1 protein-coding gene is annotated in these 2,316 nt (G+C 38.3%); it reads right to left on the bottom strand.

Going from position 1 to position 2,316, the window contains the following annotated elements; genetic code table 11:
* Positions 1 to 151: 151 nt before the first annotated feature.
* Complete coding sequence (locus tag HT678_RS10440; RefSeq protein WP_000857592.1) at positions 152 to 2,131, bottom strand: peptide ABC transporter substrate-binding protein; 1,980 nt, start codon at positions 2,129 to 2,131, stop codon at positions 152 to 154.
* Positions 2,132 to 2,316: the final 185 nt, after the last annotated feature.

Genomic DNA, 2,316 nt, shown 5'->3' with positions numbered 1-2,316 from the left:
CTGAACTTTATCATCATAAGTTAATTTCATAATAAAAATACCCCAAAAGTTAGATTTTGTCTGTCTAACTTTTGGGGTGCAGTTCAGAATTGTACCTTGATACTATGCGTTTTTCTTATTTTTAGGACTTTTGACTCAGTCTCTTTTTGTTTTATTTGACATGTTTGGCAAGTTCTTCTTGCGCTTTTTTATTGGATTCTGCTTTTTCTTTCATCCATTTTTCTTGAGCTTTTTGGTATTCATCTGCAGTAACTGCCTTGTCTTGAAGTTCCAAGTATTTATACAAGACTGGGTCGCTTGTACCTTTATTTCCTGACAATGCAAATGGTATTGTAAATGGTACCATCTTAGACAAGATTGGACGCCCTGTACGAGATGTAGTTGGAATAATCAAGGCACTATCTGTCAACCAAGCTTGGGCTGCTGCGTATTTATCATATCGTTTAGCAACATCTGTAGTCTCATCACCAGCTTCAGTAACCAATTTTTCGTAGTCATATAGACCTACTTTTTTAGCAGCTACATTATCTTCCCCTGAGTCAAACCCTAAATATGTTTTAGTACTTTCTCCTACAGATGGTTTGATGATATCAAGGTAGGTTGATGGATCGGCAAAGTCTGGACCCCAACCGACATTATCTGATAAATCCCAGTCTTCGCCAGCAGCATTTTCAGCAAAATATGTAATATTGTTTACTTCGTCTTTTTGTAGTTGTTGAATATCAATGACTACATTATCCGCTCCTAAAGTTGCTTCCAAGGATTGTTTCATAGATTGGACGCGCTGAACTTTTGTAGTTGCTGTTTGGTCAACTGGCATATCCAAATGAATTGGGAATGTCACACCTTCTGCTTGCAAGGCTGATTTAGCTTTAGCAAATTCAGCCTTGGCTTTTTCTGGATTGTAAAGACCATCCTGAGAATCTGCAAGATTAACATCCTTCCATTCATCCCCATAAGTGACCAATTTCTCTTTGACCATATCGCCAAAGTTTTTACCATCTGCTTGAACAAATGTTGGTGGCACAAAGAGATTACGCAAGATTTTACTTGCTCCAGTTTGTCCATTCAACTGAGAGGCATAGGCTGTACGGTCAAATCCAAATGCAATAGCCTGACGGAAATCCTTGTTTAAGAGAGCCTTTTTAGTCGATGCCTTTTGTTCGTCGCTGGTCTTAGATGTGTATTTATAGGACTGACGGTCAATATTTGTACCAACTAGATACGTAATAGAGTCTTGTTGAGTATAGACAATATTGTCCTTCATACTCTTCTCAAGCTCTGCGAAACTTGCACTTGTTGGATAGAGACGAGCTGCTGTAAGGCTACCATCTTTAAAGTTTTCTGCAGGTTTGCTAGTATCTTGACCATCCCAGAATGACAATTTGACCTTGTCAATATGCACATTGTCCTTATCCCAGTAGTTCGGATTTTTCGCAAATTCAACAGAGGATTTTGTCACAATGGATTTCAACAAATAAGGTCCATTATACAAGAGACTACTTGGATCCGTAGCTTTGGCAAAATCATCCCCTTTTGAATTCAAAAACTCTTCATTGACTGGCGCAAGCACACCCATAGTTGTTTTAGAATTCCAAAAAGTTTCAGGTTTGTTCAAGGTGTATTGAACTGTCTGATCGTCAAGGGCTTTAATCCCAACTTGAGCAAAGTCTGTGATTTCACCTTTTGCATAGGCATCCAGACCTTTGATTGAATCCTGTACCAAGTAAAGAGCATCCGCTTTCTTATCTGTTGCATATTTAAGACCTGTCACAAAGTCCTGAGCCTTAACAGGAGCGTACTCTTCTCCCTCAGATGTATACCACTTGGCGTCCTGACGAATCTTATAAGTATAAGTCAAGCCATCCTTAGAAACTGACCAGTCTTCTGCCAATGAAGGAACAAGGTTCCCGTATTTATCATTTTCAAGCAATCCATCAATCACATTACTAGTAATCTCAGAAGTTGCTGCCTTACCAGTTGTCAAATAGTTGAGATTATCTGGATGTGTTTCGTAGGTAAACGCAAAGGTCTTTTCACCTTGAGCGCCTGAACCCCCAGAACAAGCAGCTAAAACACCAGCTGCTAATAAAGTTACTCCCACAAGAGCCAATACTTTTCTTGTTTTCATAGCATTCTCCTTTGTTTTTTATTCATTATAGACCCTTTTTCAAGTTCTGTCAATAGAATTTTCTGAATTTTAAGAGTTATTTGTTATATTTGATATATTCTGAAAAATAAAATTGTTCATTTATGCCAAAAAAGCATTCTAGTCCATCTCCGATTAACGATGGACTTTATCACCTCCTTCTCCAG

It is taken from the genome of Streptococcus sp. 3167 (assembly GCF_013277175.1).
GTDB lineage: Bacteria > Bacillota > Bacilli > Lactobacillales > Streptococcaceae > Streptococcus > Streptococcus pseudopneumoniae.
Note: the sequence above shows the minus strand (reverse complement) of the source record. Positions and strands in the feature narration are given on the sequence as shown.

What these genes read in the sequence shown, in the direction of transcription:
- HT678_RS10440 (WP_000857592.1), bottom strand. Translation starts at nt 2,131, where the DNA reads ATGAAAACAAGAAAAGTATTGGCTCTTGTGGGAGTAACTTTATTAGCA.